General features: G+C 33.6%; 7 protein-coding genes. 1 reads left to right on the top strand and 6 read right to left on the bottom strand.

What is annotated here, in order from left to right; translation table 11 throughout:
- Positions 1 to 117 precede the first annotated feature (117 nt).
- Positions 118 to 1176 (bottom strand): Xaa-Pro peptidase family protein, encoded by a 1059-nt coding sequence (locus tag DMP16_RS07310; protein ID WP_069282668.1) that lies wholly within the window; start codon positions 1174 to 1176, stop codon positions 118 to 120.
- Positions 1177 to 1210: 34 nt separating this feature from the next.
- Between DMP16_RS07310 and DMP16_RS07305 the strand changes: the two genes are divergently transcribed.
- Positions 1211 to 2200, top strand: a complete 990-nt coding sequence (locus DMP16_RS07305) for a histone deacetylase family protein (protein ID WP_069282669.1) — start codon at positions 1211 to 1213, stop codon at positions 2198 to 2200.
- 91 nt (positions 2201 to 2291) lie between these two features.
- Here the strand turns inward: DMP16_RS07305 and DMP16_RS07300 are convergent, their stop codons facing one another.
- From DMP16_RS07300 to DMP16_RS07280, 5 genes are all read right to left on the bottom strand, one after another.
- Complete coding sequence (locus tag DMP16_RS07300) at positions 2292 to 3140, bottom strand: zinc ribbon domain-containing protein (RefSeq protein WP_069282670.1); 849 nt, start codon at positions 3138 to 3140, stop codon at positions 2292 to 2294.
- 77 nt (positions 3141 to 3217) lie between these two features.
- Positions 3218 to 3946 (bottom strand): glutamine amidotransferase, encoded by a 729-nt coding sequence (locus DMP16_RS07295; protein ID WP_069282671.1) that lies wholly within the window; start codon positions 3944 to 3946, stop codon positions 3218 to 3220.
- Positions 3939 to 4634: an MBL fold metallo-hydrolase gene (locus DMP16_RS07290; protein ID WP_069282672.1), complete on the bottom strand. Its 696-nt coding sequence runs from the start codon at positions 4632 to 4634 to the stop codon at positions 3939 to 3941. The genes DMP16_RS07295 and DMP16_RS07290 overlap by 8 nt, the downstream gene beginning before the upstream one ends.
- A 63-nt stretch (positions 4635 to 4697) precedes the next feature.
- Positions 4698 to 5585: a ribokinase gene (gene rbsK / locus DMP16_RS07285; RefSeq protein ID WP_143577035.1), complete on the bottom strand. Its 888-nt coding sequence runs from the start codon at positions 5583 to 5585 to the stop codon at positions 4698 to 4700.
- Positions 5582 to 5842, bottom strand: coding sequence for a hypothetical protein (locus DMP16_RS07280; RefSeq protein ID WP_143577034.1), 261 nt, complete (start codon positions 5840 to 5842; stop codon positions 5582 to 5584). The genes rbsK and DMP16_RS07280 overlap by 4 nt, the downstream gene beginning before the upstream one ends.
- Positions 5843 to 5911 lie beyond the last annotated feature (69 nt).

The following is a 5911-nucleotide window of genomic DNA, read 5'->3' as shown; positions in this document are numbered from 1 at the left end:
TAAGATAAACATAGATCTTCCTTCCGACTTAGAGGGAGCCTTTTGGGTACGTACTGTTTAATATCTTATAATAATAACATATAATAAAATAAAGGAATTTCTTTAAGGTTTAATAGTTTATATGATAAACAGTTCCTTATCTAATGAGTTTAATACCTTACTTGTACCATAATGTATCAGTATTTCATCCTCTATTCTTATTCCAAATTTGTTAGGTAGGTATATTCCGGGTTCTATTGTAAATATTTCACCATTCTCTATCTTCTCATTGTTATCTGATGAGATATAAGGGGCTTCATGAACGTCTATTCCAATTCCATGCCCTGTCCTGTGTATAAAGAACTTTCCGTACCCATTAATCTCTATGATTTTCCTAGCTTCTAAGTCAATTTCACTTGCAAGTACTCCCTTTCTCGCAAACCTTTCCGCTGCTTCGTTAGCCTCCTTTACAATTTCAAATATCTTCTTGACATCAAGATCACTTGGATTTCCCAAAGAGACAACTCTCGTCGTATCAGTAGAGTATCCCTTATACTTTATTCCAAAATCAAAGATAATAACGTCTCCCTTCTTTACTTTTCTTTCTGTGCATTTAAGGTGAGGCATGGAGGTATTTGGACCAGAAGTAAGTATAGGTTCAAAAGATATTTCACCTGCATTCTCTATTATATAACTCTTGAATTTTCTTTGTATTTCGCATTCTGTTAATCCTTCTGTTAAGGTCTGTATAAAGCGAAGGAACAATTCCTCTGCTATCCTTACTCCTTCCGACATTCTCGAAATTTCATCTTCATCTTTTACCATACGTAATTTGTCCAGTATTGTCGAAGCCCTATAAACGCGTCTAGATTTTATTGTACTAAGAATTTCTATCGTAAATAGTGAATACAATTTGTCATCTATAAGTAAACTTGAATTCTCCTTAAGATTAAGTTTGGAATACGGGTTTTCTCCATCACTATAAACTATCAAAGGAAATTTTGATAGTTGTTCTTCATATAATTTTGGAGCAAGAATATAATAATCGTCTTGTGAAATTATCAGCAACAGAGGTCTTTCCATCTGTTCCTCTATGAAATCAATTAAGTATTGCATGTTACTAGTAGGTCCTATGATAGCGTAATCAATATTGTTTTTTACAAGCTCCTCTTGCAATCTCTTAACTCTATTATTCATAAAAATAAATTGGTCGTATGTACTATAAATTAATATGGACGAACTACACGTAATTTATGATGAAATATATAAGTCCCATTATCCGAGAAGCTTTCATGTAGAGAACCCTGAAAGGTTGACCAAAGCGTTATCTATCTTAAGAGAGTTCAAGGTAAAGTCTGAGAAACCCGTGAAAGTTGAAGATCCTCAGATTGTGCATTCTGAAGACTATATTAATTTAGTTTCCAAATCGTCTAGCCTAGAAGAGAATTTAGACGTTGACACTTACGTAAATAAAAACACTTATGAAGTGGCGTTACATGCTCTTGGTGGATCCTTAAGAGCATTTGAATTAAATGGTTTAGCATTATTAAGACCACCTGGTCATCATGCAGGAATTAATGGTAGAGCTTTTAACGCCCCTACATTAGGTTTCTGTATCTTTAATAATATAGCTTATCCCGTGAAAAAGCTTAATTTAAGGAAAGTCGTTGTAATTGATTTTGACGTACATTATGGCAATGGTACTCAAGAAATCTTTTATGATAATCCAGAGGTGTTGCACATTGACATTCATCAGGATCCTAGGACTCTATATCCTGGTACTGGCTTCCCAGATATGGTTGGAGAAGGAGAAGCTGAGGGGACTAAAGTTAACTTATTGATACCTCCATTAGGAGGTGATGATCTTTATGAGGAGTTATTCCCCATAATCGAGTCAATTTTAGATGATTTTGAACCGGTAATTATGGCTATTTCAGCTGGCTTTGATGCATTTAAGGATGATGGATTAGCAAACGTTAATGCCACTGAACGTACTTTTTATAACTTTGGAAGGTTGAGCAGGAGGTTTAGTAAACGATTTGCAGTACTAGAGGGGGGATATAGTGTAGGTTTGCAAAGAGGTTTAAAGTCGTTTTTAGAGGGATTTTTGAATATAGAAAAGGAATACCCTATATTTCGTTCTTCTGATGCTGTAAGAACTAGATTTTTGAATTATCTGAGTGATGAAAAGAGTATATTGAGAAAATACTGGAGTATCTAAGTATATATCTGATTCAAAATACCTATAGAATTGTAAGTCTTCTATTAGTAATTGTGTTAAATAGTATACGGGATTAGGTATTGAGAAACGATTAGCATGTATAATAACATTTTAGGGCGATATTAAATGCAGCGTTAAAATCTCTATCAGCTTTGTATCCGCAAGAGGGACATACGAAAATAGACCCCATTACCTCTCCCTTTTTATATCCACATTTTGAACAAATTTTAGAAGTATTATAAGGATCCACTTTCTTATATTTTATACCCCTTTTCCTTAATTCAGACTCTAACATTGATTGTAAAGCTCTCAAACCTTTACCTGCCTTAGTCTCAAATGAGTTAAGATCTTCTAGAGCAACTACGTTTGGCTCTAGATTTTCAATGAAGTTTATAGCTTCATATACTATTTTTTTAGATTTATTTTTGAATTCCTCTAACATTAGAACTCCTTGCTCGTCTCCTAAATAATTTAGGAAATATTCCATTAGCTTTGGCTCATCAAAAAATCTTACTTTCCATAATTTATTTTCTTTCAAACTTACTATCGTAATCAAGTGTCTTATCCCAAGATCAATTCCTGCTATTATTGGTTTCTCCCTATATGCTAAGTAAACTTTTATACCATCGTCCCTATATTCCACTACGGCATACAAAGGCGTTTCATTTATTTCCTTAGATTCAATCAATGCGTTATAGCCCTTTATCTTGAATATATTTTTTCTAATTATATCGAGTTGTAAGGGTCCATCTCTAGGTATACCTCCGCTCATCATAGAGGATATTATGGGTTTAGGAATATTGGGGGGAGGATTGACTTTCTCTTTAACTCCGCTTTTCCTTAAAGACTCTATATATAATTTATAGTAGATAATGTCTTTATGTATATCTTTCAGCTTTCCATAATCTATAATTTTCGCCTCTATAAGACTCTCTTTCATAAAACTATAATATGAAAAACTGACTTATGAGTTTATACCCAATAATTAAAAACACTAGCTAAAGATTAATAAATAGTTCATAGTTCAACAATATTACCCAACTCTAGTTCCTTGCTCTCCCGCTCATTTAAGTAGTATTTGACAGTTGAAGGAATAATATAGTTCTCTTCATTTATGTATAGTTTATAGTACTCCTCTGAAACACTGCTCGTTACTCTACTTACATTATAATAATACGCAACTAATAAAGTAGGTCCGTTATTCTTATCAAAGTAAATTAATGAAGAATTTAAACTGGTTGCATAATCTTTCAGTCTTTGAATTGTAGAAAAGTAAGCTTCTAATGGTACTTGATTATCGCTTTCAATTAAGGTTTTGATTTCCTCCAAAATCAAGTAGCTATCAGTATAAGGTCTATAGGGATCTCTGAAAGCTTTTCTCATAACTGAACCGTTATGTGCGAAGTATAAGTCATAAGGGCCAGCCCTTAGAAAATATGGATGACAATGAGTTAACCCTACTAAGAATTTCTTGGATGATCTTCTAGCGTGTACAATTCCGACTATTTCATCTCCTCTTATTGATTCTAGAAATTGTAATCCATTTTCATCTTGATAAATAGGTTCTTCAGATCTATAATACCACACTCTCCACTTTTGGCTTAATTTAACAAATATTACATAACCCCATCCATCAGAATGAGATCTATATTTCGAAAAAACGTCATTATAGCTGGCTTTTAAAAGTCCATCTAAGTATTTCTTCTTTATTTCTCCTTTTGTATGAAATGCAATAAATCTACACATCTATAGACAACCCATCAAAGGCTATTATCACCTTACCTTCACCTAATTTTTTTATTTCTTCTTCTTCATGTATTGGGATATGTGTTATTATCACTTTTCTCTTCCTATCAAACAAGTTTATTATTTGATTGATCGAAGTGTGTCCCCATGCGCTACAATCGTTAACGCAGGTAGTTTCATGTATTATTAAATCTGAATCTTTAGCCTCCTCTAAAATATTATCACAAGGCTCTAACGTATCACCAGTATAAATTACCTTTCTACTCTTATCTCTAACTACATAGCTTACGGCATAGATCGAATGGCAAGCTTTAACAGAGTAAACTTCTAAATCGTCTATTTTTCCTCTAGGTAATTGTGACTCGTATATTTTGGTTGATATTTTATTGCCTACAGTAACGTAAGACTCAAGAATTTTTTCTATCCCTTGCGGGGAGTAAATTTCCAAATCCTTAATGCCTCTAATTTTCCTTTGAACTAAATAGTCAAATAATCCATTAAAGTGATCTACATGAAGATGGGTAATAAATAAAGCCTTAGGTTTATCATAAATTTTAAGATCTTCCAATTTGAGATCAGCCCCAGGACCTAAATCGAATAATATAGACTCGTTTACTAAAATACTTGATTTAACTCTTTTAGTACCTATGCTTGAACCAGCTCCAGTGCCTATGAAAGTTATTCTCATATATCATCACGTTGAGTTATATCGACTAGATCACAAAATCCACCTACACATGGTTGATTTATTTTAACTTTTTTCCTCCTCACTGATTTCCTCAAGGAACTTATTCACCTCATCTAATTTAGGTCCTAACGCACCTATCTTAGTAACTGAAAGTGCAGCCACCTTATTAGCGTATTCTACTGCACTTTCTAAGTCATAATTCTTCTCCAAGTAGACTGCTAATGCAGCATTAAATACATCACCTGCACCTGTTTCATCTACCACATTAACCTTAGGTGCTCTAATTATTACCTTTTTTCCGTCTTTTGTGGCTAGTAAGGCACCTCTTTCCCCTAAAGTTACTATGACAGCTTTTCTTACTCTTTTAAGGAGCATTTCTAATCCATATTCGAAATCATCTGTATTAACTATTTCTTTAAATTCTATCTCGTTTGGTGTTATTATATCTGTTAACTTAATAATTTCTTGGTCACTGAGAACTGCAGGAGCAGGGTTTAATATTTTTATCCCCGGGAATTCTCTTAGAGCCTTCTTCACAACGCTTTCCTTTATCTCTAACTGGGTTAATAGAATATCTCCGCGTAATCCATCATCTAAATCATCTTCAGTTAAATAATAATTGGCACCTCTGTTAACTGCAATTACGTTTCTCCCTTTCTTATCCACAAGGATGTAAGCAACTCCAGTACTTATGTCTTTCATCTTAACGTAGTCGACATCTATTTTTTCATTTTTCCAGAAATTTATGGCATTGTATCCGTAAACGTCTTTGCCTACAGCAGCTATTATTCTTACATTGCTTCCTAGTCTTGATGCAGAGACAGCTTGGTTAGAACCTTTACCGCCATGACTCGTATATGTTTCCTCTGCAATAACGGTTTCTCCAACTTCTGGAAGCTTATTAACTTTTAATATTATATCTACGTTATAACTCCCAACTACTGTTATCAACTCTTGATTACCTCACTTAGCTTCTTAATTAAGTCATTCTTATCACTCGCAGTAATCAGCACTACGTTAGCTTGTAGTAGAGTGTCTCCATCTAAACCGCTCGTAGTAAGTTTAATAATTCCCTTTTCAGCCGCGTTAAGAATCTTTTGAGATAGCGGTATCAATACACCTACCTTTCCATCTATTTTTTTCATTAGGCTAGTTATATCATTATCAATATTATTCAGTATAGGGCCATCAATTTTTATCTTATTCAAATATTTTATAAAACCTCCAGCTAGGCTTAGTATATCGTTGTGAAGAAGGCTCTAAGAGAATTCCCGGGT

This window comes from Sulfolobus sp. B1, assembly GCF_007050195.1.
Lineage (GTDB): Archaea > Thermoproteota > Thermoprotei_A > Sulfolobales > Sulfolobaceae > Saccharolobus.
This window is presented reverse-complemented; position numbering and strand designations above follow the sequence as displayed.

Coding starts and splice junctions, on each gene's coding strand:
- DMP16_RS07295 (WP_069282671.1), bottom strand. CDS start 3,946: ATGTGTAGATTTATTGCATTTCATACAAAAGGAGAAATAAAGAAGAAA.
- DMP16_RS07305 (WP_069282669.1), top strand. CDS start 1,211: ATGGACGAACTACACGTAATTTATGATGAAATATATAAGTCCCATTAT.
- DMP16_RS07300 (WP_069282670.1), bottom strand. CDS start 3,140: ATGAAAGAGAGTCTTATAGAGGCGAAAATTATAGATTATGGAAAGCTG.
- DMP16_RS07310 (WP_069282668.1), bottom strand. CDS start 1,176: ATGAATAATAGAGTTAAGAGATTGCAAGAGGAGCTTGTAAAAAACAAT.
- DMP16_RS07290 (WP_069282672.1), bottom strand. CDS start 4,634: ATGAGAATAACTTTCATAGGCACTGGAGCTGGTTCAAGCATAGGTACT.